Annotated in this window: 3 protein-coding genes; all 3 read left to right on the top strand. The window is 57.5% G+C overall.

The genetic code is table 11. The features are described 5' to 3' along the window. Positions 1-364 (top strand): MATE family efflux transporter (locus tag AC1D35_RS35965; protein WP_477942761.1); only part of this gene is annotated, 364 nt, incomplete at its 5' end. 37 nt (positions 365-401) lie between these two features. After that, positions 402-1,103, top strand: coding sequence for a GntR family transcriptional regulator (locus AC1D35_RS35960; protein WP_113297796.1), 702 nt, complete (start codon positions 402-404; stop codon positions 1,101-1,103). Between the two features lie 466 nt (positions 1,104-1,569). Further along, positions 1,570-1,672: DUF1127 domain-containing protein (locus AC1D35_RS35955; protein WP_477942763.1), on the top strand; the 103-nt coding region annotated here is incomplete at its 3' end.

Raw genomic sequence — 1,672 nt, 5'->3', positions numbered from 1 at the left:
TGCAGCAATCGCAGTGCTGACGCAAAAGCTGATCGTGATCCTCGCCGCCTTTCTGATCTTCGATGGCCTGCAATCGGCCGCCAACGGAGCCCTTCGTGGGCTGAAGGATACGCGCGTGCCGATGGTCATCGGTGTCTGCGGCTACTGGCTGCTCGGCGTGCCGGTGGCCGTCGTGCTTTCCTTCGGCTTCGGCATGGGTGTCGTCGGCGTCTGGTTCGGCGTATTGGTCGGTATTACCAGTGTCGCATGCACGCTTGTCTGGCGCTGGAAAACCATGGTCAGAAACGCTGCGTCTTCAACGATGGATGTGCCCGGCCCATGTGGAGGTCGAAGCTGGTTGCGCAAGCAGACCAGTCCGACATAAGAATACTCAAAAAAAGAAGGCCCTCTTGGACGCAATAATGAAGAAGAAGCCCTCGGGTAGCGAAGACATCTCTGCTGCTAAGGAAGAAGGATCGCGTCGCAAGCTGACCCGGGCCGAGGAAGTGCGCGCACGGCTTGCAGACGATATCGTCGACGGCAAGCTTTCGCCCGGAATGCCTCTCGACGAGACCGAGATTGCCGCAAGTTATGGCGTTTCGCGCACTCCCTTGAGGGAAGCGATCCGAGATCTGGCGGCCATGGGCCTCGTCGAGACGCGGCCGCATCGCAGCGCCATCGTCACTCGCCCGTCGCCGGAACATCTGCGGCAGATGTTCCATGTCATGGCAGAACTTGAAGCGCTCTGCGCCAGCCTTGCCGCTGCCAGCATGACGCTTTCGGAGCGGCGCAACCTCGAGATCATCCACGAGGGTCTAGCGCGCATCCTCAAGGAAAACGACCCGAGCCACTATCACGTGCTCAATGAGAAGTTTCATGCGGCCATCTATGCCGGTAGCCAGAATGCCTATCTGGTGGAGATCACACTCGCGACGCGGCGGCGGCTTTCGCCGTTCCGCCGGGCGCAGTTCCTGACCGCCGGGCGGCTGGCAAAATCCTACAAGGAACATGACGCGATACTCGTCGCGATCTTGCAAGGCAATCGCGAGCTTGCGGCGGAGTCGATGCGCAGACACATTCTCACGGTCGAGGATTCCTATGAGGAATATGCCGGCCTTAAATAGGGTGGGCTGCTTAGCGATAGCAGCAGGTTAAGCGGTCGGAAATACAAGGCGCAGCAACGGCATGCGGCCTGGGATAGCTACCAGGAGCGTTGTCATGACAGCTCAGCCCGATAGCTGGTGCAACGGCTCATAGCAGTTCAAGGTAACGGACCTTCTATCAAAGCATGCTTTGTAGACCTGTTTTCTGAGCGAGTGCAAGTAACTATCGCCACAACAAACGGCTGAAGGCATATGGGCGGGATCGATCCTCTTTTAGCAAAGGTGCATCCGCCGCGACCGATGGCACCGAGCTCAAAAAACAGGCTCTTTCCGTCGAAAAGCGATGACCAATGCATTCCTTGCATAGGTGGACTGACGGATTGTCGCTGTTTTTAACCGATTGAAACGCCTATATTCCAATCATCGAAACGACGCCGGAGCCAAGCAAGGCTGCTGACGTCAGAAGCCCTCAGGAAAGGGGATTATCATGAACGTCGCACGCTCTTTCAACAATTGGCGCAAGTTCCGTCAGACCGTCAGCGAACTTGGTCGCATGTCCAGCCGCGAACTGCAGGATCTCGGTATCGACC

It is taken from the genome of Rhizobium sp. P1_E6 (assembly GCF_056405875.1).
Note: the sequence above shows the minus strand (reverse complement) of the source record. Positions and strands in the feature narration are given on the sequence as shown.

Coding starts and splice junctions, on each gene's coding strand:
- AC1D35_RS35960 (WP_113297796.1), top strand. CDS start 402: ATGAAGAAGAAGCCCTCGGGTAGCGAAGACATCTCTGCTGCTAAGGAA.